The following is a 26251-nucleotide window of genomic DNA, read 5'->3' on the forward strand; positions in this document are numbered from 1 at the left end:
CGTCGTCGGTGACTCTCTCCGATGAACGGGGCACCGGTCGTTCCACTGTAGTCGCGGACGACGGACGCCGGAGCGCCGTCCACACCCTGGGGGTGGTGTCGTCCACCCTGCTCAACCCCCACCCGGGGGTCGGTGTTCCGCACCCGTTACGCCCACAGCGGACGACGACGGCCCGGCCCCCACGGGAGGGGCCGGGCCGCAGCGTGCTGGAACGGCCCCCTCGCAGGGCCCCGGACCGCGCGGAGCGTGGGCGGATTCCAGGGGTCATCGCAACACTGCCGTCTACGCGGGGGTGAGTAGATCACGCAGGCGCTCGGCTGGGGTGGCCCAGTTGAGTGTCTTGCGTGGTCGGCCGTTGAGCAGGTGGGCGACGTGCTCGAGGTCGGCCGGGCCGTGTGCCGAGAGGTCGGTGCCCTTGGGGAAGTACTGGCGGAGCAGTCCGTTGGTGTTCTCGTTCGAGCCGCGTTGCCAGGGGCTGGCTGGGTCGCAGAAGTAGACGGGCATGTCGGTGGCGGTGGTGAAGGAGCGGTGGGCGGCCATCTCGGCGCCCTGGTCCCAGGTCAGGGAGCCCCGCAGGTGTGCGGGCAGGGTGTTCATCGCGGTCACGAGCTGGTCGCGGACGGCCTCGGCGGTCCGCCCGGCGCCCAGGTGGAGCAGCATCACGTAGCGGGTGCTGCGTTCGACCAGGGTGCCGATCGCGGAGGCGTTGTCGGCGCCGATGATCAGGTCGCCTTCCCAGTGCCCGGGCACGGCGCGGTCGTCCACCTCGGCGGGCCGGTCGCTGATCATGACCATGGGGTCGGTGAACCTGGGTCGACGGGCGGCGGGGTCGCGGTGGGGCTTGCGGCGGGTGCGCCCGGTGCGCAACGCGGTGGCCACCTCACGCTTGAGCCCGCCGCGGGCCTGGCAGTAGAGCGCCTGGTAGATCGTCTCGGTGCTCACCCGCATGTCCTGGTCACCCGGGTGATCTTCGCGGATCCGGCGGCTGATCTGCTCCGGTGACCAGCCCAGCGCGAGCTTGTCGTGCACGTAGTCACGCAGCGGACCGGGCACGGCCAGCCCAGCGGTCTTGGGGCGGGCGCGACGGGCTGCGGTCGCACGCTGGGCGGCGTAGGGCAGGTAGGGCGCGTCGGGGTTGTCCGGGTCGCGGTTGCGTGCGATCTCTCGACTGATCGTCGAGGGTGGGCGGCCCAACTGGGCGGCGATCGCGCGGATCGTGTGACCGGCGCGGCGCAGGTCGGCGATGCGTTCGCGGTCGGTGACCGACAACCACCGCGGGTGCAGCGGCTTGTCCGGGAACGGCGTGAGCGCCTGGGGCAGGTAGGTCACCCGATGACCATCGGGATATGTCCGCGACGAGTTGATCTTCTGCACGCCGTTGTCCCAGTCGCTGGCCGTGCGGTAGTGCACCCCGACCTCACCAGCGGCCTGGGCCCGACCGACCCCGGCAGCACGCAGCTGGTCGTAGCGGGCACGCCCGGGGTGACCGCGATACACCCGCCCCACGGTGACCAGACCGGCCTGCCGCGCCCACGACCGCGCGACCTGCTCGGCAACGCCGACCTCAGCCGCTGACGCCGTCACCGATCCCGTCCGGGCCATCGAGCCCAAGAACATCTCCCTGACCGACGAAGCGGTCATCGCAACTCCTCATGGTCGAGGTGTTGCGATGACCGCTAGAACCCGCCGTGGTCCGGGGGGCGAGGGGGTCCTTCTTCAGTGGGCGGCTTCGTAGGCCTCGACCACGCTGGCCGGGATGCGGCCGCGGTCGCTGACCTCGTGGCCGTTCTTGCGGGCCCAGTCGCGGATGGCGCCGGCCTGCTCGCGGTCCATGCGTCCGGCACCGGAGCCGCCGGTGGCCTTGCTGCGGCCACCGCCGGAGGCGCGGCCCCGGCCGGCGACCTTGCGGGCGGCGCCGACGTACTTGGCGAACACCTCGCGCATCTCGCTGGCGTTCTTGTCCGAGAGGTCGATCTCGTAGGTGGTGCCGTCGAGGGCGAAGGTCACCGTCTCGTCGGCGGGGACGTCGTCGTCGAAGTCGTCGCTGAGGATGACCTGGACCTTGCGTGCCATTCGTTCCACTCCTGTAGCTGTCGGCCCCCGTGGCGGCCTGCTGCACTCCCGCGAATTGTCGCGGTCAATTCATTCCACCACATCCGCAGCGGAATTGCGCATTCGGGGACGAATCCACCCCGACGGGGTGGCGCAATTGCTCAGGAAGTGATGGGTCGGACCAACGGGAACAGGATGGTCTCGCGAATGCCGAGCCCGGTGAGCGTCATCATCAAGCGGTCCATCCCCATGCCCACGCCGCCGGTGGGCGGCATGCCGTACTCCAGCGCCTCGAGGAAGTCCTCGTCGAGCACCATCGCCTCGGGGTCACCCGCCGCGGCCAGCAGCGCCTGCTGGGTGAACCGCTCGCGCTGCACGGTGGGGTCGACCAGCTCGGAGTAGCCGGTGCCCCGCTCGACGCCGCCGATGTAGAGGTCCCACTTCTCGGCGACGCCCTCGACGGTGCGGTGGGCGCGGGTGAGCGGCGAGGTGTCGGTCGGGTAGTCCACGACGAACGTGGGCGCCTGCAGCGAGTGCTGGACCAGTGCCTCGAAGAGCTCCTCGACCAGCTTGCCGTGGCCCCAGGCGGGGTCGACGCCGAGCTCCACCCGGTCGGCGTGCGCACGCAGCTGCTCGACGGTGGTGGCCGGGGTGATCTCCTCCCCCAGCGCCTGGGAGGTGACCTCGTAGAGCGACACCTGCGGCCACTCCCCCGAGAGGTCGACCTCGGAGCCGTCGTGGTGGCGGGCCACGTGGTCGCCGAACAGTGCCGCGCAGGACTCCTGCACCAGTTCGCGCGTGGTGCGCGCCATGTCCTGGTAGTCGGCGTGCGCCTCGTAGAACTCGAGCATCGCGAACTCGGGCGAGTGCGAGGAATCGGCGCCCTCGTTGCGGAAGTTGCGGTTGATCTCGAACACGCGGTCCAGGCCGCCGACGATGCACCGCTTGAGGAACAATTCCGGTGCGATGCGCAGGTAGAGGTCGAGGTCGAACGCATTCATGTGCGTGCGGAATGGCCGGGCCGCGGCGCCCCCGTGCACCACCTGCAGCATCGGGGTCTCGACCTCGAGGTAGCCCCGTGAGGTGAGTCCGGCCCGCACCGCGGCGTTGACCGCGGCCCGCTGGTGCACGGTGCGGCGGGCCTCGTCGCGCACGATCAGGTCGACGTAGCGGCGGCGGACCCGCAGCTCCTCGCTCATCGGCTTGTGCGCCACCGGCAGCGGGCGCAGCGCCTTGGCGGCCAGCTGCCACGATTCGGCGAACACCGACAGCTCGCCGCGGCGGGAGGTGCCCACCTCACCGGTGACCAGCACGTGGTCGCCGAGGTCGACGTCGGCCTTCCACGCAGCCAGGGCCTCCTCGCCGACCCGGTCGCGGGAGAGCATGACCTGCAGCTCGGTGCCGCCCTCGCGCAGCGTCGCGAAGCACAGCTTGCCGGTGTTGCGGCTGAAGATGACCCGGCCGGTGACCCCGACGGTCTCCCCCGTCATGACGTCGGCGTCGAGGTCGGGGTGCGCCTCGCGCACGGCGGCCAGCGAGGTGGTGCGGGCGACGGACACGGGGTAGGGGTCGACGCCGGCCTCGCGCAGGCGGTCGAGCTTGCCGCGGCGGACCCGCAGCTGCTCGGGGAGCTCGTCGTCCATGGGTTCCTGCGGGCCGTCGGTCACCCGGCAAGCCTACGGACGCCGGCTCAGCGGGCCGCCTGGTGCCGCTCGTGGGCCAGCCGGAGCCCCTGGACGGTGAGGTCGGGGTCGCGCTCGCCGACCGACCGGCAGCTGTCGACCACCAGCGGGTGCAGCCCCCCGGTGGCCACCACGACCGGGCCCACCCCGAAGGAGGCCATCAGCTCGGCGGCGATGCGGTCGACCAGGCCGTCGACCAGGCCGGCGAAGCCCAGCACGACCCCGGACTGCAGCGCGGCCACCGTGTTCTTCCCGATCGCCTGGGCGGGGACGGTCAGCTCCACCGAGCGCAGCTGGGCGGCGCGGTCGGCCAGCGCGTCCAGGGACACCTCCACGCCCGGGGCCAGCGCGCCGCCGAGGAACTGGCCGGCCGGACCCACGGCGTCCACCGTCGTGGAGGTGCCGAAGTCGACCACGACGACCGGTCGGCCGGTGCCGTCGGGCCGCCGGCCGTAGAGCTCGTGCGCCGCCAGGGCCGTCACCACCCGGTCGGCCCCCACCTCGCGCGGGTTGTCCACGTGCAGCGGGACGCCGGTGCGCACCCCGGGGCCGATGAGGGTGACCGGGACGTCGAGCCGGTCCAGCAGCTGCCGCAGCACCGGCAGCACCTGCGGCACCGTCGAGCAGGCGGCCACCCCGGTGACCTCGGCGCCGCGCAGCAGGCCGCGCCACAGCAGCTGCACCTCGTCGGCGGTGGCGCGCGGCTGGGTGCGCACCCGCCAGCACCCGGCCACCCGGTCGCCGTCGAAGGTGGCCAGCACGGTGTGGCTGTTGCCGACGTCCACGGTCAGGAGCACGTCACGCCGTCCGCAGGTCCAGGGCGAGGTCGAGGATCGGTGAGCTGTGGGTGAGCGCCCCGACCGACAGGTAGTCGACGCCGGTGGCGGCGACGGCGCGCGCGACCTCGAGGGTCAGGCCGCCGGTGGCCTCGGTCTCGGCCCGCCCGGCCACGGCGGCCACCGCCTCGCGCAGGACCTCGGGGGGCATGTTGTCCAGCAGCAGGAAGTCCGCGCCGGCCTCGACGGCCTCCACCGCCTGGGCGACGGTGTCGGCCTCGACCTGCACGGTCACCCGCGGCGCCCGCTCGCGGACGGCGGCCACGGCAGCGGCGACCGAGCCCGCGGCGGCGACGTGGTTGTCCTTGACCATGGCGACGTCGTAGAGGCCCATGCGCTTGTTGGACCCGCCACCGCAGCGCACCGCGTACTTCTCCAGCGGCCGCAGCAGCGGGGTGGTCTTGCGGGTGTCGAGCACGACGGCGCCGGTCCCGGCGACGGCGTCGACCCAGGCCCGGGTGGCGGTGGCGATCCCCGAGGCCCGGCTGGCGATGTTGAGCGCCGAGCGCTCGGCGGCCAGCAACGCCCGCACGTGGCCCGAGACGGTCAGCAGGACGTCGCCGCGGCGCACCCGGTCGCCGTCGGCCGCGCCGGCCACCAGCGTGGCCGAGGGCGACAGCCGGCTGAACACGCGGGCGGCCACCGGCAGCCCGGCCACCACGCCGTCGGCCCGGGCCACCAGGTCGGCGGTGCCGCGCTGCGTGGCCGGGACCGTCGCCGCGCTGGTGACGTCGTGCGCGACCGCCTGGTCGGGGGCGTGCGGCAACGGGGCGCCGCCGGTGAGGTCCTCGGCCAGGGTGCGCTCGACGAGGTCGGTGACCCAGGCCTCGTCGAGGCCGGTGCCGGTGAGGTCGCGCGGGTCGCGCCCGGGGACGGCGTTCACCACAGCACCTCCGGGGGCGTGCCGACGGGGCGGGGGTCCAGCTGCAGGGAACCGTCGGCGAGCAGCCGGACGTCGAGGTGCACCCGCCAGGAGTCGTCGGCCTCGGGGTGGTCCTCGCGCCAGTGGCAGCCCCGGGTCTCCTCGCGCGCCCCGGCTGCGGCCGTGAGCGCGGTGGCGACGGTGAGCAGGTCGGTGGCCTCCCAGCCGGCCACCCCGGGCTCGGCGGTGCCCAGCGAGCCGGCCACGGCGGCCAGCTCGCCGGCGGCCACCACGAGCCCGCCGCCGGTGCGCAGGGCGCCGACGCGGGCGGACATGGTGGCGGTCAGCCGGTCGCGCAGGCCCGGGTCGAGCAGTCCGTCGAGGTGGGCGGCCTGCGGGGGCACCGGGCGGGGGTCGGGCAGCTCGTCGGCCAGGGCGGCGCCGATCCGCCCGGCGAAGACCAGGCCCTCCAGCAGCGAGTTCGACGCCAGCCGGTTGGCCCCGTGCACCCCGGTGCAGGCGACCTCGCCGCAGGCGTAGAGGCCGGGCACGGTGGTGCGCCCGGTGAGGTCGGTGACCAGCCCGCCGGAGGCGTAGTGCGCGGCCGGGGTGACCGGCACCAGATCGGTGACCGGGTCGACACCGGCCTCGCGGCAGCGGGCCACGATGGTCGGGAACCGCTCGGCCAGGCCCTCGACGTGCCGCGCGTCGAGGAACACGTGGTCGGTGCCGTCGCGCAGCTGCACCCGGGTGATGGCCTTGGCGACGACGTCGCGCGGGGCCAGCTCGGCCAGCGGGTGGACCCCCACCATGAACCGCTCGCCGGCCGCGTCGCGCAGGAGCGCGCCCTCGCCGCGCAGGGCCTCCGACACCAGGGGCTGCTGACCCCGCGAGCCCGGCCCCAGGTACAGGGCCGTCGGGTGGAACTGCACGAACTCCAGGTCGGTGGCCACCGCACCGGCGCGCAGGCCCAGCGCCACGCCGTCGCCGGTGGACACCGAGGGGTTGGTGGTGGCCGCGTAGACCTGGCCCATGCCGCCGGTGGCGAGCACCACGGCCCGGGCCCGCACCGCGCCGACGCCGTCCGCCGTTCCCTCCCCCAGCACGTGCAGGGTGACCCCCGCCGCCCGCCCGGCGGCGTCGGTGAGCAGGTCGAGCACCATCGCGTGCTCCACCAGGGTGATGCCCGGGTCGGCGGTCACCGCGGCGTGCAGGGCCCGCTGCACCTCGGCCCCCGTTGCGTCACCGCCGGCGTGCACGATGCGGTCGGCGTGGTGCCCGCCCTCGCGGGTGAGCAGCAACCGGCCCTCGGGGTCGCGGTCGAAGGCGGCCCCCCAGCTCATCAGCTCGCGCAGCCGGTCGGGGCCCTCGGTGACCAGCGCCTGCACCGCGGTCGGCTCGCACAGCCCCACGCCGGCGGTCTCGGTGTCGGCGGCGTGCGCGGCCGGCGAGTCGGTCTCGGCCAGCACCGCGGCGATGCCGCCCTGGGCCCAACGGGTCGACCCGTCGTCCACCTCGACCTTGGTCACCACGGCGACCGACAGGCCGGCGGCGCGGGCGTGCAGCGCCACGCACAGACCGGCCACGCCGGACCCCACGACGCAGACGTCGGCGGTCAGCTCCCACCCCGGGACCGGGGCGGCCAGCCGCAGCGGCAGGGCGGTCTGCAGAGGGGGGCCCAGCAGCGGGCCGGCCAGCGTCACCGCCGGACCGTATCCCCCCGCACCAGGTCGTTGCCCGCCACGCCCGGCGGCGGGCTGGCGGGGTCGGCACCCAGCTCGACCACGCGGTTGTCGGCGTCGACGTGCACGACCTTGGGCAGGTAGGACTTCGCCTCGGTCTCGTCCATGACGCCGTAGCTGATGAGGATGACCAGGTCACCGGGGTGCACCAGGTGCGCCGCGGCCCCGTTGATGCCGAGGACGCCCGAACCGCGCTCGCCGGGGATCGTGTAGGTCTCCAGCCGGGCCCCGTTGGTGACGTCGACGATCGTGACCTGCTCACCGGGCAGCAGGTCGGCGGCGTCGAGCAGGTCCTCGTCGACGGTCACCGAACCGACGTAGTGCAGGTCGGCCTGGGTGACGGTCGCCCGGTGGATCTTGGACTTGAGCATCGTGCGCATCATCGGGGGTCTCCCAGCTCGACGGCGGTGTTGTCGATCAGTCGGGTGCTGCCGGCGCGGGCGGCCACCAGCAGGCGGGCCGGGCCGGCGGTCGGCGCCGGGCCCAGGTCGGGGTCGGTGAGGGCCAGGTAGTCGGGCACCAGCGACGGCTCGGCGTCGAGCACCGCACCGGCCGCCGCGAGGACGGCGTCGGCGCCCTGCGGCCCGGCGGCGGCCCCGGCGCGCAGTGCCGCGGAGATCGCGGCGGCCGCCGTCCGCTGGGCCGGGTCGAGGTAGCGGTTGCGGGAGGACAGGGCCATGCCGTCCTCCTCGCGGACCGTCGGGACGCCGACGACGGCGACGCCCAGCGCCAGCTCGCGGGCCATCGCACGGATGAGGGTCAGCTGCTGGTAGTCCTTCTCGCCGAGGACCGCGACGTCGGGGCGCACCAGGCCGAGCAGCTTCGCGACCACGGTCAGCACGCCGGCGAAGTGCCCGGGCCGGACGGCGCCCTCCAGCACGTCGCCCAGCGGCCCCGGGTGCACCGTCACCCCGGCTGCCCCGGCCGGGTAGACCTCGTCCACGCCGGGGTGGAACACCACGTCGGCGCCCTCCTCGGCCAGGGCGGCGAGGTCGGCGTCCCAGGTGCGGGGGTAGCGGTCGAAGTCCTCGCCGGGGCCGAACTGGGTGGGGTTGACGAACACCGAGACGACGACGCTGCCGCCCAGGGTGCGCGCGTGCCGGACCAGCGTGCGGTGGCCCTCGTGCAGCGCGCCCATCGTGGGCACCAGCACCACGGGCCCCGGCAGCGCGTCGACCAGCTCCCGCAGCTCGGCGACGGACTCGGCGACCGCGGTCACCGCGGCACCTCCACCCCGTCGAGCAGGTCGGTGAGCGGCTGGGCCTCGTGCGGCTTGAGCCGGCCGGCGGCGCGGGCCCGCTCCGTGGTGCGCCGGGCCATGGCCACGTAGCCGGCCACGGCGTCCGGCGCCCGGTCGGCCAGGGCGGCGACGTGGCCGGCGACGGTGCCCACGTCGCCGCGGCTGACCGGACCGGTGAGCCCGGCGTCGCCGCGGCGGAGCCCGTTCTCCAGCGCGGCGGTGAGCAGCGGGCCGAGCACACGGGCGGGGTGCTCGACACCGGCGGTTCGCAGCAGGTCTGCTGCCTCGGCCACCAGGGTCACCAGGTGGTTCGCGCCGGTCACCAGGGCGGCGTGGTAGAGCGCGCGGTCGGCCTCGGCGACCCAGAACGGTTCGCCGCCCATCTCGAGCACGACCGTCTCGGCGACCGCGCGGTGCTCGGGGCGGCTGGTCACGCCGAAGGGGGTCCCGGGCAGGCGGTCGACGTCCTCGGGCCCGCCGGAGAAGGTCATCGCGGGGTGCAGCGCGAGGCCCAGCACACCGGCGTCGGCGGCCGGGGCCAGGACGGCGAGGCCGTGCGCGCCCGAGGTGTGGAAGGCCAGCTGGCCGCGGCGCCACACCCCCGTCTCGGCGAGACCGGCCACCAGGCCGGGCAGGGCATCGTCGGGCACGGCCAGGACGACGAGGTCGGCAGCGGCCACGACCTCGTCGGTGGGCAGCAGCGGCACGCCCGGCAGCAGGCGCTGCGCGCGGTCGCGGGAGGCGGTGGACAGGCCGGCGGCGGCGACCACCTCGTGGCCGGCGGCGGCGAGGGCGGCGCCCAGGACGGCCCCTACCCGGCCGGCCCCGACCACGCCGACCCGGAGTCGGGCGGGGGCGTCGGGGGACGGGTGCGCGGCGGTCGCGGGGACGGCGCGGCGGAACTGCGGCATGCGGTGCACCTCTCGTTCCAGTCCCTGACGGGTACCGGACCACTCGGCGGCGACGGACCCTCCTCGTCGAGGGCCCGGGGTGGAACTGGTGCTGCTGATGAACTGGTGGTGCTGCGGCGGCCGTGCGCCCGCTGCGACCCGTGAGGTGCCACGCAGGTGTCGTGCCGTCGGCGAGTCTGCTACCCACATGCGCCGCAGACCACGCCTGGGAGGTGTGGGCTCACTCACCCCGGGGAGGGGTCGCTACGGTGCGGAGCGTGACCGACCTGACCACGGCAGCGACGCCGTCCACCCGCCCCGACCCCACCTCCTTCGCCGGCCGCACCGCGCTGGTCACCGGCGGCAGCCGGGGCATCGGCCTGGCCATCGCCCGCTCGCTGGTCGACCGGGGTGCCCGGGTCGTCCTCACCGCCCGCAAGCCCGACGCCCTGGCCGAGGCCGTCGAGTCCCTGGGCGGCGCCGAGCTCGCGGTGGGCGTGCCGGGCAACGCCGCCGACCCCGAGCACCGGGCCGAGGCCGTGCGCACGGCCGTCGAGACCTTCGGCAGCCTCGACCACCTGGTGGGCAACGTCGGCATCAACCCGGTCTACGGCCCGATGCTGGACACGCCGCTCGACGCGTTCCGCAAGATCCTCGACACCAACGTCGTCGGCACCCTCGGGCTCGTGCAGGAGGCGCACCGGGCCTGGCTGGGCGAGCACGGCGGCTCGGTGCTCATCGTCGCGTCGGTGGCCGGGATCAAGTCCAGCCAGGGCATCGGCGCCTACGGCGTCAGCAAGGCCGCGCTGGTCAACCTGACCACCCAGCTGGCCGTCGAGCTCGGCCCGCAGCGGATCCGGGTGAACGCCGTCGCCCCGGCCGTGGTCAAGACCCGGTTCGCCGAGGCCCTGTTCGAGGGCCGGGAGGACGCGGTGGCCAAGCAGTACCCGGTCGGCCGGCTCGGGGTGCCCGAGGACATCGGCGAGGCCGCAGCCTACCTGCTCTCCGACGCCGCCGGCTGGGTGACCGGCCAGACGATGGTGCTCGACGGCGGCGCGCTGTCCCAGGGCCCCATCTGAGGGAGGGCCCCGTCCCGCCCCACGACGCGCTGCGCACGCCGCGGGCCTGTGGGACGGGGCCGTCCCGTCACGTCCCGAGGACGCGGGCGAGGACGTCGTCGCCCTCGTCCTCGTCGTCGTCGCGGTAGCGGCGCCGACGGCGACCGCCCACCGCCGCCCCGGACTCGGCCAGGATCTCGGTGAGCCGCTGGTGCCCGGCGGTCTCGAAGACGTCGGGCTCGTGCAGCGGCTCGGCGGGGGGCGGCGGGGGCTCCTCGGGCGCGCGGCGCCGGTGCGGCCGGTCCTCCTCGGCGGGGGCCGGCATCTCCCACAGCGCGGTCGGCAGCGGGGTGCCCGGCTCGGACGGCGGGGACGACGGCGCGGACGACGGCGCGGACGACCTGGACGGTTCGGACGGCGGCGGAGGCGGCGGCGAGGGCGGAGCGGTGGGGTGGGGCGTCCGCGCGGCCGGGGGCGGGGTCACCGGCGGCAGGACGACCTGCGGCTGCTCGGCGGTGTGCCGAGCAGCCGTCGACGGCTGCACCCGGGGCAGCGGCTCCTCGCGGACTGCGGGCTCGACGTCGGCGCGGGTGTCGTCGGCGTCGGCGTCGGCGTCGGCGTCGGCGTCGGTCCAGTCGTGCAGGGTGCCGTCGATGGCCCGCGGCGCCCCCGGGCCGAGCTCGACCCGCTCGGCGGGCATCCGGATCGACTGGGTGCGCATGACGATGCGCTCGACCAGCATCTCGCCCGACAGCTGCTCGGTCAGCTCGGCGCGCAGCCGGCCCATGTCGGCCCGCAGCTCACCCAGACCGCTGAGCTGGTCGCGCAGCCCGGCCAGCGACGCGAGGTCGGCGCGCAGCTTGTCCAGCTCAGCGCGCATGGCCTCCTGGGTCTCCCGGCGCAGCTGGTTCTCCAGCTTCAGCTCGTACTCGCGGCGGGCGGCCACCTCGCGCTCCAGCTCCAGCTCGTAGGCCTGGCGCAGCTCGCTCTCGCGGCCCTCGGCGACGGCCTGGTCGGTCTTGCGGCGCCCGGCGGAGAACGCGGCGATCACGAACGCCCACGCGACCGCGATCACCGCCAACCGCAGGTAGACCGCGTCGTCGGTGAGGAAGACGGCGAGGGTCGCTGCGATGGCCAGGGCGAACCCGAGCACGAGACCGGTGACGCGGACCACCGGCGAGGTGGTCGCCGTGCGCTGCCGGGTGCGTGCACGCGGCGTGTCACGCACCTCACCTGGCACTTCGGTCACGCCGGGAGGATATCTGCCGATCGTGACGACCCGTCGCGCCGTCCTGGTCGGTCGCTGGCAGGGTGGCGGTGGTGACCATCTCGTTGCTGGACTGGCGCCGTCGGGTGCACGACCTCTACGCCGCGGTGCGGGCCGCCGACGACCCCGCGGAGGGGTGGGCTGCCTGGCGGCGGGGCCGGGACGAGCTGTTCGCCGGTCACCCCGACTCCCCGCTGGGGACGGCCGCCCGCGCCTCGTTCACCGGGCTGCCCGTCGCGCCCTACGACCCCGACCTGCGCTTCCGCGCCCGGGTGGAGGACGCACCGCCGCAGCGGCTGGGGTTGCCCACCGCCGACGACGGGGTGGTGCCGCTGGACCGCATCGGCCGGGTCACCCTCGGCGACCTGGGCCGGCTCGACGTCTGGTGGTTGGCCGGCTACGGCGGCGGGGTGTTCCTGCCGCTGCGCGACGGCTCGGCCGGGCAGGACACCTACGGCGGCGGCCGCTACGTGCTCGACACCGTCAAGGGCGCCGACCTCGGCTCCGCCGACGGGCACCTGGTGGTGGACCTCAACTTCGCCTACCACCCCAGCTGCACCTACGACCCGCGCTGGTCCTGCCCCCTGCCGCAGGAGGGCAACCGGCTGGACCCGGTGGTGGCCGCCGGGGAGCAGCTCCCCGCCGACGGCTGGTACTGACGGCGCAGCCCCTCCCGACGGTGTCGGGAGGGGCTGCGCCGGTGCTGCTACTGCTGGGCGAGGGAGCCGTCGGAGCTGAAGACCAGGCCCATCGACACGTCGCCGTTCAGGATGGCCTGCTTGGTCAGCGGGCCGCCGGCGTCGTACTCCTGGAAACCGGCGAAGGACAGGCCGTAGGTGTCCTCCAGGCCCAGCTGGCAGGCCGGGCGGGTCGGGCACTCGGTGGGGCCGCCGAGGGTCAGCGAGCCGTCGCCGCAGGCGTCGGCCAGCTCCGACAGGGTGGTGACACCCAGGGCGTCGGCGAAGGCGGTGGTGACGGCGAAGGCGTTCTGGTCCTGCGCCGCAGCCGGCTCGCCGTAGGTGACGCCGAACTGGGCGGCCAGCGGCTCGACGGCGGCGAGGGTCTCGTCGACGTCACCGGTGGCGATCAGGGTGCCCGAGCCCTGCACGTTCTCGCTGATGAAGTTCGCCGAGGTGGCCAGGTACTCGGGGAAGGCCTGCAGCTGGCCCTGCGCGACCGCCGGGAGGTAGACCTCGCGGTTGCCGGTGGTCTGCACCGTCGCCTGGAAGCCGGCGTTGGTCAGCGCGTCGGCGTAGAGGTTGGCCAGGATCGTGGACTCGCTGAAGTTGCCGGCGCCGACCACGACCGATCCGCTGCCACCGGTGACGTCGCTGCCCAGGGAGTTGCTGTCGACGTAGGCCTGGGCGACCTCGGCGGCGTCCTGGCGCTGCACGTCGACCTGGTTGTTCAGCTCGATCAGGTCCTCGGTGGTCAGCACCGCGGAGACCGCGTCGAGGGCCTGCACCGCGGCCGGGTTGGCGCTGGCGAACCCGGCGTTGAGGACGGGGACGACGTTGTCGGCGTTCTGCAGCTGCTGGTCGTCCTCGAGTACGACCAGCTGGTCGCCGGCGACCGGGGCGCAGGCGTCGCCGGAGGCGGCCTCGCCACCGCCGGCCGAGCCGCCGGTCCCGGAGGAGCCCGACTCCCCGCAGGCCGCGGTGGCCAGCACGGTGGCCAGCGCAAACGTCGTGAGCAGGGGGGTGCGCAAGCGCATGGTGTCCCGCCTTCTGTGTCCCGGGCCGCCCCGCAGGTCGGCCACGCGTGTCTGGCGGGAGGTGTCCCGCGACCGGCTATGCAACCCCTCGGTCGGCCCGCCCGCCAGCCGACGTTGCCGGTTCGTTATGCGGCGGCGCGGCGGCGGCGCGGCCGGAGGAAGCCGGGCAGGGTGCGCGGGCCGGGCGTGAGCACCCAGGACAGCACGACGAACACGGCCTCGGTGAGCACCGCGAGCGCGGCCACGACGATCGCCCCGGCCACGACCTGCCCGTAGTCCTGCTGCCCGAAGCCCAGGTTGATGATCCGGCCCAGCCCGCCGCCGGCCACCAGTGCGGCCAGCGTGGCGGTGGCGACCACCTGCACGGCCGCCGTCCGCACGCCGGTCATGACCAGCGGGACCGCCAGGGGCAGCTCGGCGCGGAAGGTGACCTGCCGCCCGGTCATGCCCATGGCCCGGGCGGCCTCGACGACGTCGCGGTCGACCTGGCGGAACCCGACGTAGGTGTTGGTGAGCACCGGCGGCACGGCGAACAGCGCGAGTGCCAGCGTGGTGGCCTCGGGCCCGAACCCGATGGGGGTGACCGCGAACAGGGTCAGCAGCGCCAGCGTGGGCACCGCACGCCCGACGTTGGACAGGGCCACGGTGAAGGCCCCACCGCGGCCGGTGTGGCCGAGCCAGATGCCCAGCGGCAGGGCCACCACCAGCGCCAGCGCGACGGCCGCGCCGGAGATCTGCAGGTGCTGCACGAGCAGCACGAGGATCCCGTTGCCCGGCCGGGTCCAGTTGAACGGGTCGTTGAGGAACAGGACGGCGTCCCCGAACACGTTCATGCCGCACTCCCCGCGGTGGCGGCCCGGCGGCCGGCGCGGCGGCGGGACGTCGTCCGGGTCCAGGGGGTGGCCAGCCGCCCCACCAGGGCGACGACGGCGTCCAGCAGCAGGGCGAGCACCACGCAGCCGACCGCGCCGGCGACGATGGGCGCCCGGTAGAAGTTGGCGTTGAAGCCGCCGACGATCAGCTGGCCGAGCCCGCCCTGACCCACGATGACGCCGACGGTGACCAGCGCGACCGTGGAGACGGTCGCGATGCGGATGCCGGCCACGAACGACGGCAGCGCCAGCGGCAGCTCGACCCGCAGCAGCAGCCGGCCGCGGCCGTAGCCCATGCCGCGGGCGGCCTCGACGACGTCGGCGGGCACCGACTGCAGACCGGCCAGGAAGTTCCGCACGAGCACGACCAGCGAGTACAGCACCAGCCCGACCAGCACCGTGGTCTCCGACAACCCGGTGAACGGGGCGATGAAGGCGAACATGGCCAGCGACGGGATCGTGTAGACCAGGGTCGACAGCCCCAGGACCGGCCCCGAGAACCAGCGGCTGCGCCGGGCGACCAGTGCCATCGGCAGCGCCAGCAGCGAGCCGATGACCACCGCGAGCACCGTCAACCTGACGTGCTGGGTCGTGTAGGACAGGATGGTGTCCCAGTTGTCGACCACGTACGACGGGTCGATCCACGGGTTGGGTGCCGCGTTCACCGCGACCGGCCGCCCACTACCGCCGACCAGGAGGAGTCCACCCGGTGCAAGCTACTGCCGCCGAGCCGATCCGGCTCGAAGGGGTCAGCAAGGTCTACCCCGACGGCACCGTGGGGGTGGCCGAGCTCGACCTGACCTTCGCCGCCGGTGAGCTCACCGTGCTGGTCGGCCCGTCGGGCTGCGGGAAGACGACCACGATGAAGATGATCAACCGGATCATCGAGCCGAGCACCGGCCGCATCGTGATCGGTGACGACGACGTGACCCGGCTCAAGCCGCAGAAGCTGCGCCGCCGCATCGGCTACGTCATCCAGAACGTGGGCCTGTTCCCGCACCAGTCGATCCGCACGAACGTGGGCACCGTCCCCCGGTTGCTGCGCTGGGACGCCCAGCGCACGGCCGCGCGGGTCGACGAGCTGCTGGACCTGGTGGGGCTGGACCCGGCCGCCTACGGCGACCGGTACCCCCACCAGCTCTCCGGCGGTCAGCGGCAGCGCGCCGGGGTGGCCCGGGCGCTGGCCGCCGACCCCCCGGTGCTGCTCATGGACGAGCCCTTCTCCGCCGTGGACCCCGTGGTGCGCGGGCGCCTGCAGGACGAGTTCCTGCGGCTGCAGGAGACGGTGCGCAAGACGATCGTGTTCGTCACCCACGACATCGAGGAGGCGGTCCGCCTGGGCGACCGCATCGCCGTGATGAGCGAGGGCGGGCACGTCCAGCAGTTCGCCACCCCCGCCGACCTGCTCGGTGACCCGGCGAACGACTTCGTGGCCGACTTCGTGGGCGCCGACCGCGGGCTCAAGCGGCTGGCGGTGACCGACATCGACGTGGCCGACCTGGAGCAGCCGCCGACGGTGGCCCTGGACGACGGCCTGGGCACTGCCCGCGCAGTCATCGCGCGGTCGGGGGCGAGCTGGGCGGTGGTCGTCGACGCGCCCGGGGTGACCGGCGGGGCCGGCACCGGGCGGCACCAGGGCACCGGCTTGCCGCTGGGCTGGGTGTCGGCCGAGCACGCTGCGGAGGCCGCGGCCGGCGGGGCACGGGTGGTGGGCGACGTGTGGCGCCCGATGGACGCCTGGGTGCCGCTCGGTTCGTCGCTGCGCGAGGCCTACGCCACGCTGCTGCAGGTCGACGCCGGGTGGGTCGGGGTGATGGACGGCGACAAGCTGGTCGGCGTCCTGACCCCCGCCTCGGTGCACGCGGCCCTGCGCCGCAGCGTCGCCGGCACCGACCCAGAGACCGTCGACTAGCTGTACCTAGCCGTCCTCGGGGGTGCGGCAGGCGCTCTCCAGGAGGAGGGCGGCCGCCACGAGGGCCAGGGAGCAGGCCACGCCCAGCGCTGCCGCGACGGCGTCCCCGGGGGCCGCGGCCAGCCGGCCGACCTGGGTGGCGGTGAAGACCAGGGCCCCGCCCCACAGCCCGGCGAACCCGGCCCCGGCCCACGCCGAGGCCTGGGCCAGCACCGCCAACCGGGCCACCAGCATCGGCTCGACCGGTTCGTCGGCCCGCTGCCCGGGGACCAGCACGGCCGCCTCCCCGGAGCGGGCCGCGCGGCGCCGCTCGCGGTCGGCGCCGAGCCGGGCCCGAAGCGACCGGGCGCCCAGCGCCTCGGCCGCGGCCAGCAGCAGCAGGGGCAGCGGTTGCCACCAGTGGAAGACCGGCAGGCTCCCGTACAGCGTTCGCACGAGCAGCCAGCCGGCCACGCCGAGCCCGAGGGCCAGCACGGCGAGGTCGCGGCGGGGCACCGGCCTCACGCCAGCTGCTCCCACCTGCGCACACCCTCGACGTCCTCGGCGGGCAGCGCGGCGAGCAGGTCGCGCACCGGCCCGTGGCCGGGCAGCTCGGCGGCGGGGTCGAGTGCGAGCCAGGGCACCAGGACGAAGGCCCGCTCGTGGGCGTGCGGGTGGGGCAGCGTGAGGTCGGCGTCGTCGCACCGCACGGGGGTGCCGTCGTCGGCGGTCACGGTGACCACGTCGACGTCGAGCGTGCGGGCACCCCACCGCACCTCGCGGGTGCGGCCGGCGGCGTCCTCGAGCTCGTGCGCCAGGGCCAGCCAGCCGGCCGCGTCGCGGTCGCCGCGCACGACGGCGACCGCGTTGAGGAAGGTCGGCTGCTCGACCGGGCCCCAGGGTGGGGTCTCGTAGAGCACCGAGCGGGCCACCAGGCCCTCGGAGGTCAGCGCCCGCAGCGCCGTGCGCAGGGTGCCGGCCCGGTCCCCCAGGTTGCCGCCCAGCGACAGGACCGCCCGGGTCACCCCCGGCTCCGCGTGATCTGCACCGTGACGTCGTCGAACGGGACGCCGAGGTCGGCCTCGGGCTTGTGCACGGTGATCTGCACGGCCTGCACGAGCGGGTCGGCCAGGCAGGTGTCGGCCAGCCGCTGGGCGAGGGTCTCGAGCAGGTCGACCGGCTCGCCGGTGAGCACCGCGTGCAGGCCCTGGGCGAGCTCGGCGTAGTTCACCGTCAGCGCCAGGTCGTCGGTGGCTGCGGCGGGGGCGGTGTCGACATCGAGGACCGCGTCGACGCGGAACGTCTGGCCCTGCTCGCGCTCGAACGCGTACACGCCGTGGTGGGCGTGCGCGGTGATGCCGCGGACGGCGATCCGGTCAGTCACGGGTCCTCCTGGCACGGGCGGCCTGCACGGCGGCCACGGTAGCGACGGCGTCCACCGACGCCGCGGCGTCGTGCACCCGCACGCCCCAGGCGCCGGCCTCGGCGGCCAGCACCGTGGTGGCCAGGGTGGCTGCGTCGCGCTCGACGGCGGGGCGCGGGTCGCCGTCCGGGCCGGCCAGCAGGCGACCCAGGAAGGTCTTGCGGGAGGCGCCCACCAGCAGCGGCAGCCCGAGGGCCACCAGCCGGTCGAGCCCGGCCAGCAGCGCCCAGTTGTGCTCGGCGTTCTTCGCGAAGCCCAGGCCCGGGTCCAGCACGAGCTGCGCGGGGTCCACACCGGAGGCGACGACGTCCTCCACCCGGGCGGTCAGCTCGGCGCACACCTCGGTGACCACGTCCCCGTAGCGGGCCGCGGCGTACATCTCGCGGCTGTGGCCGCGCCAGTGCATGAGCACCCACGGCACCCCCCGGTCGGCCACCAGCGGCGCCATGCCGGCGTCGGCCAGACCACCGCTGACGTCGTTCACGAGCGTGGCCCCGGCGTCCAGCGCGGCGGCCGCCACCTCGGCCCGGGTGGTGTCGATCGAGACAGCCACCCCGGCCGCGGCCAGCTCGGCGATGACCGGCAGCACGCGGGCCCCCTCCTCGGCGGCCGCGACCCGGTCGGCGCCGGGACGGGTGGACTCCCCGCCGACGTCGACCCAGTCGGCCCCGGCGGCGTGCATGGCCAGGCCGTGGGCGACGGCCGAGGCGGTGTCGGCGTAGCAGCCGCCGTCGGAGAACGAGTCGGGCGTCACGTTGAGGACGCCCATCACCAGACAGCGCCCGGTGCTGGTCACCGGCCCAGGACCAGGCTCAGCGCCTCGGCTCGGGTGGTCGCGTTCATCTTGAAGATGCCGCGCACGGCCGAGGTCGTCGTCCGGGCGCCGGCCTTGCGCACACCGCGCATCGCCATGCACAGGTGCTCGGCCTCCACCACGACGATGACCCCGCGCGGGTGCAGCGAGGCGACCATCGCGTCGGCGATCTGGGTGGTCATGCGCTCCTGCACCTGCGGGCGCCGGGCGTACACCTCGACGAGTCGGGCCAGCTTGCTCAGCCCGGTCACCCGGCCGTCGGCACCCGGGATGTAGCCGATGTGCGCGACCCCGTGGAAGGGCACGAGGTGGTGCTCGCAGGTGGAGTACATGGCGATGTCGCGCACCAGCACCAGCTCGTCGTGGTCCTCGTCGAACGTGGTCGACAGGATCGTCGACGGGTCCTGCCGGAGCCCGGCGAAGGTCTCGGCGTAGGCCCGCGCCACCCGGGCCGGCGTCTCGCGCAGACCGGGACGGTCGGGGTCCTCCCCCACCGCGATGAGCAGTTCCCTGACCGCCGCCTCGGCACGTGCGTGGTCCACGCCGTCCTCGTCGTGCGGCACCGGCCGCGGGTCCACGGTGTGGTCGATCACCGGGGCTGCGGGGCGCCGGCGTCGCCCACCGGGAGCGGCTTCTCCAGGTCGACACCGGCCGGCAGCGCGCCACCCCGGGCGCGCTCGGCCGGGGTCAGCACCGGCGGCTGGTCGCTGGGCGTGCGCTTGCCGAAACCGTTGTAGGGAGACAGCGAGGGCCGCTTGACGACGCCGGCGCAGATGCGCGCCATGTCCTCCTTGGACAACGTCTCCTTCTCGATGAGCTCGAGCACCAGCTGGTCGAGCACGTCGCGGTGCTCCACCAGGATCTCCCAGGCCTCGTCGTGCGCGGCCTCGATGAGCGCACGCACCTCGCCGTCGATGTCGGCGGCCACCGCCTCGGAGTAGCCCGGCCGCGAGCCCATGTCCCGGCCCATGAACGGCTCGGCGTCGGAGCTGCCGTACTTCACCGCGCCGAGTTTGGCGCTCATGCCGTACTCGGTGACCATCGCCTTGGCCATGCTCGTGGCCTTCTCGATGTCGTTGCCCGCGCCCGTGGTGGGCTCGTGGAAGACCAGCTCCTCGGCCGCACGACCACCCAGGGCGTAGGCCAGGGTGTCGATCATCTCCGAGCGGGTCTGGGTGTACTTGTCCTCGGTCGGCAGCACGAGCGTGTGCCCCAGCGACCGCCCGCGCGGCAGGATCGTCACCTTGTGCACCGGGTCCAGGTTGGGCAGCGCGTGCGCCACCAGGGCGTGCCCGCCCTCGTGGTAGGCGGTGACCTTCTTCTCCTTCTCGCTCATCGCCCGGGTCTTGCGCTCGGGGCCGGCGAGGACGCGGTCGATCGCCTCCTCCAGCGAGGAGTCGGTGATGACGGTGCCGCCGTGGCGCGCGGTGAGCAGCGCGGCCTCGTTGAGCACGTTGGCCAGGTCCGCGCCGGTGAAGCCGGGGGTGCGGCGGGCCAAGGTCGCCAGGTCGACGTCGTCGGCCAGCGGCTTGCCGGTGGCGTGCACCTTGAGGACGGCGACGCGGCCCTGCAGGTCGGGGCGGTCGACGGCGATCTGCCGGTCGAACCGGCCCGGGCGCAGCAACGCGGGGTCGAGGATGTCGGGCCGGTTGGTGGCGGCGATCATGATCACCCCGCCCTTGACGTCGAAGCCGTCCATCTCGACCAGCATCTGGTTGAGGGTCTGCTCGCGCTCGTCGTGCCCGCCGCCCATGCCGGCGCCGCGGTGCCGGCCGACGGCGTCGATCTCGTCGATGAAGATGATCGCGGGCGCGTTGGTCTTCGCCTGCTCGAACAGGTCGCGCACCCGGCTGGCACCGACGCCGACGAACATCTCGACGAAGTCCGAGCCGGAGATCGAGTAGAACGGCACGCCGGCCTCACCGGCGACGGCGCGGGCCAGCAGGGTCTTGCCGGTGCCGGGCGGGCCGAACAGCAGCACGCCCTTGGGGATCTTGGCGCCGATGGCCTGGTACTTGACCGGGTTCTGCAGGAAGTCCTTGATCTCGTGCAGTTCCTCGATGGCCTCGTCGGCCCCGGCGACGTCGGAGAAGGTGGTCTTCGGGGTGTCCTTGCTGACCGCCTTGGCCTTCGACTTCCCGAAGGCCATGACGCCGCGGCCGCCGCCCTGCATCGAGCTGAACAGCCAGAACAGCAGGCCCAGGATGATGAGGAAGGGCAGGAAGCTGATCAGGATCGACGTCAGGACGTTGTCCTGGGTGACGTTGGTGTCGAAGTCGACCGCGCTGTCGCTGCTGCCGTCGGCGCTCGCGTCGGCGCCGCTGACCAGGTCGTAGATCGCGGTGTCGGCACCGGTCGGGTAGAACGCCGTGATCTTGCGCTCGCCGTCGACCGCGCTGCGCAGGTCGATGTCGAGGGTCTGCTCGCGGTCGTTGATGGTGACCCGGTCGACGTTGTCGGCGGCGAACTGGGCCAGTGCCGTGGAGGTGGGGACCTCCTTGTACTCGCTGCCCCCGCTGAAGGACTGCACGCCGACCGCGACGACCAGCACCACGAGGACGACCCAGAACCAGACGGACCGGAAGATCTTCTTGCGTTCCATACCGAAGCCGGGCGGGCGGGGTGACCCGCCGGTGCCCGTCGACCCTCCTGCTCGTCCGGGGACGCCGTGCGACCCGAGGTCTCCTGCGTCGCGAGGGGCGACGTCGTCGGATCGACGGTACACCGCAGCACCTGTGCGTCCGCCGCTCGACGACTGGACGCCCCCTGCATTGGTGAGCTGCAGGAACCGGCCTGCTGCTACTGGTAGACCTCGGGCTTGAGGGTGGCGATGTAGGGCAGGTCGCGGTAGCGCTCGGCGTAGTCCAGGCCGTACCCGACGACGAACTCGTTGGGGATGTCGAACCCGACGTACTCCACCGGGACGTCGACCTTCACCGCGTCGGGCTTGCGCAGCAGCGTGCACACCTCGAGCGAGGCCGGCCCGCGCGAGCCCAGGTTCTTCAGCAGCCAGGACAGCGTGAGCCCGGAGTCGATGATGTCCTCGAGCACCAGCACGTGCTTGCCGGTGATGTCGCGGTCGAGGTCCTTCAGGATGCGGACGATGCCCGAGGAGCTGGTGGCCGACCCGTAGGAGGACACCGCCATGAACTCCATCTGGGTGGGGAGCTGGAGCGCCCGGGCGAAGTCGCTCATGAACAGCACCGCGCCCTTGAGGACGCCGACGAGCAGCACCTCCCGGCCCGCGTAGTCGACGGCGATGCGGTCGGCCAGCTCGCGGATCTTGTCGGCGATCTGGGCCTCGGACAGCAGCACGTGGTCGATGTCGGGGCCGTAGCCGTGGTCGGGTCCCAGGGGGCCGCTGGGTGTGTCGCTCACGGGTGGGGCTCCTCGCTGAGGGGGGCGCCGGGGAGGGCGCCGGGAGGTGTGCGGTGGCCTTGCAGCGCAAGCCTGCCAGACGCCCGGACGACGCCGGCACCGCCGGGGAGGTCGACCCGGCCCTGCCCGCGCCACCGCACCACCAGGGCGTCCACGGCCTGCAGGTGCACCGCGGCCAGGTCGGGGACGCCGTGGTCGAGCAGCCACCGCCGCAGCACCCGCCGGCGCAGCGCGGCCGGGAGCTCGGCCGTCGCCGCGCAGTCGGCCGGGTCGGGCACCGCGGCGGCGAGGGCGTCGAGGGCCTCGGTGTCCTCGCGCAGCATGGCCGCGGTGCGGGCCAGCGCCGCGTCCACCCCGCCGCCGAGCACGTCCGCCAGCAGGGGCAGCACCTCGGTGCGCACCCGCACGCGGGTGTAGGCCGGGTCGGTGTTGTGCGGGTCGTCCCAGACCGGCAGGTCCTGCGCCGCGCAGGCCGCCCGGGTCGTCGTCCGCGGCAGGTCCAGCAGCGGGCGCCAGAGGTGGCCGCGCACCGGGGCCATGCCCGCCAGCGAGCGGGGCCCGCTCCCCCGGCCCAGCCCCAGCAGCACCGTCTCGGCCTGGTCGTCGCGGGTGTGCGCCAGCGCGATGCGGGCGCCGTGCGCGGCGGCGACCTCGTCGAGGGCCGCGTACCGGGCGTCGCGGGCCGCCGCCTCGGGGCCGCCCGCCGTCCCGACCTCGACGCGGCGCACGAGCACCGGGTCCAGCCCCAGCGCGCGCAGCAGCCCCGCCGTCGCCGCGGCCCGGTCGGCCGACCCGGCCTGCAGGCCGTGGTCGACGGTGACCGCACCGGCGGGCACCCCGGCCCGGGGCGCCTCGAAGGCGACGGCGGCGGCCAGCGCGAGGGAGTCGGCTCCCCCGGAGCAGGCCACCAGGACCGGTCCGGCGCCCAGCCCGGGGCGGACGGCGGCGCGGACGGCGGCGACCGCCGGGTCGGGTCCCACGGCTCAGTAGGGGGTGAGGACCCGGTCGACCCACCGCTGGGGGTCGGTGAGCTCCTCCTTGCGCGGGAGGGTGCCCGGGGACGTCCAGACGGTGTTGAACCCCGCCATGCCGACCCGGTCGACGACCCCGGCGACGAAGTGCCGGCCGTCGGCGTACTGCTGCATCTTCTGCTCCAGCCCCAGCAGGCGGCGCAGCACGCGGTCCACCGGGCCGACGCCCTTGCGTCGCTGGCCGAACCGCCGGCGCAGGGTGCGCACGCTGGGCACGACGTCGGGGCCGACGCCGTCCATGACGAACTCGGCGTGCCCCTCGACCAGGCTCATCACCGCGGTGACCCGGTCGAGCACGGCCTGCTGGGCGGGGTCGGCGACGAGGGCCATCAGCCCGCCGGGGGCGTTCCCCTCGACCGGTGCGCCGCGGACGGCGTCGGAGAGGCTGCGCACGACGTCGCGCAGCCGCTCGCGCAGCACGGCCGGGTCGAGGTCGCTGGCCCGCACGAACTCCTGGACCTGCTTCTCCAGGTAGGTGTGCAGCCACGGGAACGCGGTGAACTGCAGCTGGTGGGTGACCTCGTGCAGGCACACCCACAGCCGGAAGTCGTGCGGGTCGACGCCCAGCTTCTGCTCGGCCTCCACGATGTTGGGGGCCACCAGCAGCAAGCGGCCACCGCTGCCGAACACCTCGTACTGGCCGAGCACCTTGGTGGACACGAACGACAGCACCGCGCCGGCCTGGACCCCGGTCACCCGGCCGCCGACCGCCCGGGCCAGCGCGCCGGGCGCGCTGGCGGACCTCTCCTGCAGGGCGTCGGTGAGCGGGTCCAGGAGGGCGGCCATGCCGGCGGTGTTGGCCTCGACCCAACCCGGCCGGTCCACCACGGCGGTGACGGGGGTGGGGGCGCCCGCGGCGGGCGCGAGGCCGGTGAGGCCCTCCACGTGGGCGACCGCGGTGGCCGCGCACTCCTGCAGCTCGCGGACGACGGCGGCCGCGTCGGCGCGGGTGGTGGCCGGCCCCGGGCGGGACAGCCGGCGGGCGGTGCGTCCGGCGAGGTCCCAGTCCACCAACGAGCTAGCCATGGGGACGAAGGTAACCGCGGGGCTGCACCACCGTGCACGGTCGTGAGGAGTGGGGCCCGGCGTCCATCGCGATCCTCCGGATCGCACCGCGGCCAGGCGCCGTCCCCTGCTGCGACGAGCGCGTCCGTCGTTCGGTCGCGGGACCCTCCGGGCCCCGCTCCTCACGACCGAGCAGGAATCGTCAGCAGCCGCAGGAGGCCATCGACTCGGCGACGGCGTCGAGGGCGGCCTCGGCGGCGGCGACGTCACCCGGCGTCCCGTCGGCGAGCAGGGCGAAGGCCAGCAGCCGGCCGTCGACGGTGACGACGAGGCCGGCCAGCGCGCTGGTGGTCGAGAGCGTGCCGGTCTTGGCCCGCACGGCCCCGGGCGCGGTCGCGGGGTCGGCGTCGCCGCGGTCGGCCAGCGTGCCGGTGTACCCCGCGACGGGCAACCCCGACAGCAGGGCGCCGGCGACCGGCAGCGAGTCGTCCGCGGCGGCCTCCAGGACGTCGACCAGCAACCGCGCGGGGATCCGGTCGGCGGTGGACAGGCCGCTGCCGTCGGAGAGGCTGAGCCCGGTCGTGGTGAACCCGGCGGCGGTCACCGCGGCGGTGACCGCGGCGGCCGCACCGGCGAAGCTGGCCTCCTGGCCGGTGGCCAGCGCGACGTGCCGGGCGAGCACCTCGGCGAGCAGGTTGTCCGACGCCGTGAGGGCCTGCTCGACCAGCCGCTCGACCGGGGCGGACTGCACCGTGCCCAGCACGCGGGCCCCGGCGGGCGCCGTCCCGAGGGAGACCGGCGCACCCGGCGCGCCCAGCGCGGTCGCCAGTGCCCGGCCGGCGTCGGTGCCGGGCTGTCCGCTGCGCTGGCTGAGCCCCGGGGCCACGCGGGCGCCGTCGACCGCGGCGGCCGTCACCGGGGCGGCGTAGGTGGAGGGCGCGTCACCGCTGCCCCAGCCGGGGGCGGTCAGCGGGCCGGTGAACAGCGCGCCGTCCACGACGACGGAGGTCACGGGCGTGCCGGCGAGGGCGGCCTGCACCTGGGCGGCGAGGTCGGCGACGGTGGGGGCACCGGGGTAGCTCTGCGACGGCGAGGTGGTCGACAGGGTGGGGTCCCCGCCACCCACGAGGACCACCTGGCCGGGGTCGGTGCCGGCGACGACGGTGGTCGGGATCGTCGCGCCGGGGCCGAGCACGGTGAGCGCGGCCAGCCCGGTCAGCAGCTTGGTGGTCGAGGCGGGGGTGCCCGGGTCGGCGGCGTCGGTGTCGAGCAGGACGGCGCCGGTGGCGACGTCGACGACCTCGGCCGACAGCCCGCTGCCCAGCGCCGGCACGGTCAGCAGCGGGGCCAACCGGGCCTGCAGGGTCGCCGCGTCGGGGATGGGTGCGCTGCCGGCCAGCGCGGCCAGCACCGGGTCGGGGGCGGCCAGCTCGGGCAGCACGGCGTCGGGGACGGCGACGGCGTCCTCGGGCACCGCGGCCACGGCGTCGTCGGGGGCGTCGTCGGTCGCGTCGTCCCGCGTGGCCAGCAGGACGGCGCCGGCGCCGAGCGCGGCCACCACGCACAGGGCCACGAGCAGCTGCCACAGGCGCCCGGGCCACCGGCGGCGCGGGCGCACGGTGACGGTCGGGGCGGTGCCGATGACCCCTCCCGAGGCAGATGCCGGACCCTCGGCACACCACGGGCGCCGGGCGTGGGCCACACTACGTCGGTGCAGTTCGACGTGACGGTAGAGATCCCCAAGGGCCAGCGGAACAAGTACGAGCTGGACCACGCCACTGGACGCATCCGGCTGGACCGGATGTTGTTCACCTCGACGCGGTACCCGGCGGACTACGGGTACATCGAGGCGACCCTGGGTCAGGACGGTGACCCGCTGGACGCGCTCGTCCTCTTGGAGGAGCCGACGTTCCCCGGGTGCCTCATCACCTGCCGGGCCATCGGCATGTTCCGCATGACCGACGAGGCCGGCGGTGACGACAAGGTGCTGACCGTGCCGGCCACCGACCCGCGCATGGCCCACCTCAAGGACATCACCGACGTGTCCGAGTTCGACCGGCTGGAGATCCAGCACTTCTTCGAGACCTACAAGGACCTCGAGCCCGGCAAGAGCGTCGAGGGCGCCAACTGGGTCGGCCTGGCCGAGGCCGAGGCCGAGATCAACGCCTCCTTCGAGCGCGCCAAGCAGGCCTCGGACCACCACTGACCGCACCTACCGCACCCGGACGACCGAGGGGCGCCGCACCTGACGGGTGCGGCGCCCCTCTGCGTACCGAGCCCGGCCGTCTCAGAGAGTGTCGGGTAATTGATCCAGCGCGTTCAGTGAGGGCGCGACTGGTGTTGTGATGGGCTCGGCGTGGCGCCACCGGTCAGGTCCTGCGGTAGTGATGGTGCCGGTGGCATGTGCGTGTGTACCTGCAAGCCGGCTTACTCCTCGTCGCTGACCGACGCCGAGTGGGCGTTGGTGGCTTCGTTGCTGCCGGCCCATGACCCC

The 26251-nt window shown here is 74.8% G+C and carries 28 protein-coding genes; 5 read left to right on the forward strand and 23 right to left on the reverse strand.

Annotated elements, in window-relative coordinates:
• Window positions 1-282: 282 nt before the first annotated feature.
• The 9 genes from TEK04_RS17395 to TEK04_RS17435 all read right to left on the reverse strand — a co-directional run bounded on the left by TEK04_RS17395 (window position 283) and on the right by TEK04_RS17435 (window position 9325).
• Window positions 283-1515, reverse strand: a complete 1233-nt coding sequence (locus tag TEK04_RS17395) for an IS30 family transposase (RefSeq protein WP_432277352.1) — start codon at window positions 1513-1515, stop codon at window positions 283-285.
• A 201-nt stretch (window positions 1516-1716) separates the two neighbouring features.
• Window positions 1717-2073: a histone-like nucleoid-structuring protein Lsr2 gene (locus TEK04_RS17400; RefSeq protein WP_336405617.1), complete on the reverse strand. Its 357-nt coding sequence runs from the start codon at window positions 2071-2073 to the stop codon at window positions 1717-1719.
• 140 nt (window positions 2074-2213) lie between these two features.
• The gene (lysS, locus tag TEK04_RS17405; RefSeq protein WP_336405618.1) at window positions 2214-3719 is read right to left on the reverse strand and encodes a lysine--tRNA ligase; all 1506 of its coding nucleotides are present in this window, start codon (window positions 3717-3719) and stop codon (window positions 2214-2216) included.
• A 23-nt stretch (window positions 3720-3742) separates the two neighbouring features.
• Complete coding sequence (locus TEK04_RS17410; RefSeq protein WP_336405619.1) at window positions 3743-4531, reverse strand: type III pantothenate kinase; 789 nt, start codon at window positions 4529-4531, stop codon at window positions 3743-3745.
• A 1-nt stretch (window position 4532) separates the two neighbouring features.
• On the reverse strand, window positions 4533-5453 hold the full coding sequence (gene nadC / locus TEK04_RS17415) for a carboxylating nicotinate-nucleotide diphosphorylase (protein WP_336405620.1): 921 nt from the start codon (window positions 5451-5453) through the stop codon (window positions 4533-4535).
• Window positions 5450-7135 carry an L-aspartate oxidase gene (locus TEK04_RS17420; protein ID WP_336405621.1) on the reverse strand — a complete coding sequence of 562 codons (1686 nt, stop codon included), beginning with the start codon at window positions 7133-7135 and terminating at the stop codon, window positions 5450-5452. Before TEK04_RS17420 ends, nadC begins: the two co-directional genes overlap by 4 nt.
• Window positions 7132-7545, reverse strand: coding sequence for an aspartate 1-decarboxylase (gene panD, locus TEK04_RS17425; RefSeq protein ID WP_336405622.1), 414 nt, complete (start codon window positions 7543-7545; stop codon window positions 7132-7134). The genes TEK04_RS17420 and panD overlap by 4 nt, the downstream gene beginning before the upstream one ends.
• A gap of 8 nt (window positions 7546-7553) precedes the next feature.
• Window positions 7554-8393, reverse strand: a complete 840-nt coding sequence (panC, locus tag TEK04_RS17430; protein WP_336405623.1) for a pantoate--beta-alanine ligase — start codon at window positions 8391-8393, stop codon at window positions 7554-7556.
• Window positions 8390-9325, reverse strand: a complete 936-nt coding sequence (locus TEK04_RS17435; protein WP_336405624.1) for a Rossmann-like and DUF2520 domain-containing protein — start codon at window positions 9323-9325, stop codon at window positions 8390-8392. The genes panC and TEK04_RS17435 overlap by 4 nt, the downstream gene beginning before the upstream one ends.
• 257 nt (window positions 9326-9582) lie before the next feature.
• Here TEK04_RS17435 and TEK04_RS17440 point away from each other — a divergent pair, with 257 nt between their 5' ends.
• A complete protein-coding gene (locus TEK04_RS17440; RefSeq protein ID WP_336405625.1) occupies window positions 9583-10383 on the forward strand; it encodes an SDR family oxidoreductase in 801 nt (266 codons plus the stop codon).
• A gap of 67 nt (window positions 10384-10450) precedes the next feature.
• Here the strand turns inward: TEK04_RS17440 and TEK04_RS17445 are convergent, their stop codons facing one another.
• A complete protein-coding gene (locus TEK04_RS17445; RefSeq protein WP_336405626.1) occupies window positions 10451-11611 on the reverse strand; it encodes a DUF6779 domain-containing protein in 1161 nt (386 codons plus the stop codon).
• Window positions 11612-11682: 71 nt separating this feature from the next.
• Between TEK04_RS17445 and TEK04_RS17450 the strand changes: the two genes are divergently transcribed.
• Window positions 11683-12288: a DUF1684 domain-containing protein gene (locus TEK04_RS17450; RefSeq protein WP_336405627.1), complete on the forward strand. Its 606-nt coding sequence runs from the start codon at window positions 11683-11685 to the stop codon at window positions 12286-12288.
• A gap of 47 nt (window positions 12289-12335) precedes the next feature.
• On the opposite strand, the gene TEK04_RS17455 is transcribed toward TEK04_RS17450, so the two are convergent.
• From TEK04_RS17455 to TEK04_RS17465, 3 genes are all read right to left on the reverse strand, one after another.
• A complete protein-coding gene (locus TEK04_RS17455) occupies window positions 12336-13343 on the reverse strand; it encodes a glycine betaine ABC transporter substrate-binding protein (protein WP_336405628.1) in 1008 nt (335 codons plus the stop codon).
• A 125-nt stretch (window positions 13344-13468) separates the two neighbouring features.
• Window positions 13469-14176, reverse strand: coding sequence for an ABC transporter permease (locus TEK04_RS17460; protein ID WP_336405629.1), 708 nt, complete (start codon window positions 14174-14176; stop codon window positions 13469-13471).
• On the reverse strand, window positions 14173-14880 hold the full coding sequence (locus TEK04_RS17465; protein WP_336405630.1) for an ABC transporter permease: 708 nt from the start codon (window positions 14878-14880) through the stop codon (window positions 14173-14175). Before TEK04_RS17465 ends, TEK04_RS17460 begins: the two co-directional genes overlap by 4 nt.
• Before the next feature lie 44 nt (window positions 14881-14924).
• Between TEK04_RS17465 and TEK04_RS17470 the strand changes: the two genes are divergently transcribed.
• Window positions 14925-16127 carry an ABC transporter ATP-binding protein gene (locus TEK04_RS17470; protein WP_336405631.1) on the forward strand — a complete coding sequence of 401 codons (1203 nt, stop codon included), beginning with the start codon at window positions 14925-14927 and terminating at the stop codon, window positions 16125-16127.
• A 6-nt stretch (window positions 16128-16133) separates the two neighbouring features.
• Here the strand turns inward: TEK04_RS17470 and TEK04_RS17475 are convergent, their stop codons facing one another.
• From TEK04_RS17475 to dacB, 10 genes are all read right to left on the reverse strand, one after another.
• Window positions 16134-16631: a DUF3180 domain-containing protein gene (locus tag TEK04_RS17475; RefSeq protein ID WP_336405632.1), complete on the reverse strand. Its 498-nt coding sequence runs from the start codon at window positions 16629-16631 to the stop codon at window positions 16134-16136.
• Complete coding sequence (gene folK, locus TEK04_RS17480) at window positions 16628-17131, reverse strand: 2-amino-4-hydroxy-6-hydroxymethyldihydropteridine diphosphokinase (RefSeq protein ID WP_336405633.1); 504 nt, start codon at window positions 17129-17131, stop codon at window positions 16628-16630. Before folK ends, TEK04_RS17475 begins: the two co-directional genes overlap by 4 nt.
• Entirely contained in the window at window positions 17128-17490 is a 363-nt protein-coding gene (gene folB / locus TEK04_RS17485) for a dihydroneopterin aldolase (protein ID WP_336405634.1), read from the reverse strand. The genes folK and folB overlap by 4 nt, the downstream gene beginning before the upstream one ends.
• The gene (gene folP, locus TEK04_RS17490; RefSeq protein WP_336405635.1) at window positions 17483-18325 is read right to left on the reverse strand and encodes a dihydropteroate synthase; all 843 of its coding nucleotides are present in this window, start codon (window positions 18323-18325) and stop codon (window positions 17483-17485) included. Before folP ends, folB begins: the two co-directional genes overlap by 8 nt.
• The gene (gene folE, locus TEK04_RS17495) at window positions 18322-18936 is read right to left on the reverse strand and encodes a GTP cyclohydrolase I FolE (RefSeq protein ID WP_432277351.1); all 615 of its coding nucleotides are present in this window, start codon (window positions 18934-18936) and stop codon (window positions 18322-18324) included. Before folE ends, folP begins: the two co-directional genes overlap by 4 nt.
• Window positions 18933-20945, reverse strand: coding sequence for an ATP-dependent zinc metalloprotease FtsH (gene ftsH, locus TEK04_RS17500; protein ID WP_336405636.1), 2013 nt, complete (start codon window positions 20943-20945; stop codon window positions 18933-18935). The genes folE and ftsH overlap by 4 nt, the downstream gene beginning before the upstream one ends.
• A 197-nt stretch (window positions 20946-21142) precedes the next feature.
• Complete coding sequence (hpt, locus tag TEK04_RS17505; RefSeq protein ID WP_336405637.1) at window positions 21143-21721, reverse strand: hypoxanthine phosphoribosyltransferase; 579 nt, start codon at window positions 21719-21721, stop codon at window positions 21143-21145.
• Window positions 21718-22701, reverse strand: coding sequence for a tRNA lysidine(34) synthetase TilS (gene tilS, locus TEK04_RS17510; protein WP_336405638.1), 984 nt, complete (start codon window positions 22699-22701; stop codon window positions 21718-21720). Before tilS ends, hpt begins: the two co-directional genes overlap by 4 nt.
• Window positions 22702-22704: 3 nt before the next feature.
• Complete coding sequence (locus tag TEK04_RS17515) at window positions 22705-23778, reverse strand: zinc-dependent metalloprotease (RefSeq protein ID WP_336405639.1); 1074 nt, start codon at window positions 23776-23778, stop codon at window positions 22705-22707.
• A gap of 181 nt (window positions 23779-23959) precedes the next feature.
• Window positions 23960-25375 (reverse strand): D-alanyl-D-alanine carboxypeptidase/D-alanyl-D-alanine endopeptidase, encoded by a 1416-nt coding sequence (gene dacB / locus TEK04_RS17520; RefSeq protein WP_336405640.1) that lies wholly within the window; start codon window positions 25373-25375, stop codon window positions 23960-23962.
• Between the two features lie 93 nt (window positions 25376-25468).
• Between dacB and TEK04_RS17525 the strand changes: the two genes are divergently transcribed.
• Both TEK04_RS17525 and TEK04_RS17530 read left to right on the forward strand, forming a co-directional pair.
• Window positions 25469-25963 carry an inorganic diphosphatase gene (locus tag TEK04_RS17525; protein WP_336405641.1) on the forward strand — a complete coding sequence of 165 codons (495 nt, stop codon included), beginning with the start codon at window positions 25469-25471 and terminating at the stop codon, window positions 25961-25963.
• Window positions 25964-26158: 195 nt separating this feature from the next.
• Window positions 26159-26251 (forward strand): transposase (locus tag TEK04_RS17530; protein WP_432277353.1); only part of this gene is annotated, 93 nt, incomplete at its 3' end.

This window comes from Klenkia sesuvii, from assembly GCF_037083825.1.
In the GTDB taxonomy this organism is placed as follows: Bacteria; Actinomycetota; Actinomycetes; order Mycobacteriales; family Geodermatophilaceae; genus Klenkia; species Klenkia sesuvii.

Coding starts and splice junctions, on each gene's coding strand:
- TEK04_RS17400 (WP_336405617.1), bottom strand. CDS start 2,073: ATGGCACGCAAGGTCCAGGTCATCCTCAGCGACGACTTCGACGACGAC.
- panD (WP_336405622.1), bottom strand. CDS start 7,545: ATGCTCAAGTCCAAGATCCACCGGGCGACCGTCACCCAGGCCGACCTG.
- TEK04_RS17435 (WP_336405624.1), bottom strand. CDS start 9,325: ATGCCGCAGTTCCGCCGCGCCGTCCCCGCGACCGCCGCGCACCCGTCC.
- TEK04_RS17455 (WP_336405628.1), bottom strand. CDS start 13,343: ATGCGCTTGCGCACCCCCCTGCTCACGACGTTTGCGCTGGCCACCGTG.
- TEK04_RS17460 (WP_336405629.1), bottom strand. CDS start 14,176: ATGAACGTGTTCGGGGACGCCGTCCTGTTCCTCAACGACCCGTTCAAC.
- ftsH (WP_336405636.1), bottom strand. CDS start 20,945: ATGGAACGCAAGAAGATCTTCCGGTCCGTCTGGTTCTGGGTCGTCCTC.
- TEK04_RS17515 (WP_336405639.1), bottom strand. CDS start 23,778: ATGGCTAGCTCGTTGGTGGACTGGGACCTCGCCGGACGCACCGCCCGC.